Below are 252 nucleotides of genomic sequence, written 5' to 3'. Positions count from 1 at the left end.
CCGATAGAGGTTGCATTACGCTCGCTATTGTCAATATCTTGCTCATATTCGGCAAATACCAAAGAGTTATTTAGTTTTGGCAAACGCGCTGTCAGACGAGCGCGGGCAGTCGTTCCCTCGATATCTTTGTCAGCGTTACTGACGCCATTGAGTGCTGATTGATTGATAATGTCATCATTGAATATTGTATCATCAGTAATATCTAGCACATCAGTGGCCGCTTGGGTATTACGTGAGGCTGCGGTTGCATCC

Annotated in this window: 1 protein-coding gene; it reads right to left on the bottom strand. The window is 45.2% G+C overall.

Annotated elements, in window-relative coordinates:
- Window positions 1-252: hypothetical protein (locus tag AAEY83_RS17120; RefSeq protein WP_351061065.1), on the bottom strand; the 252-nt coding region annotated here is incomplete at both ends.

It is taken from the genome of Psychrobacter sp. TB20-MNA-CIBAN-0197 (assembly GCF_040309765.1).
GTDB lineage: Bacteria > Pseudomonadota > Gammaproteobacteria > Pseudomonadales > Moraxellaceae > Psychrobacter > Psychrobacter submarinus.
The sequence above is the reverse complement of the archived record's forward strand: the minus strand, read 5'-3'. Positions and strand labels throughout refer to the sequence as shown.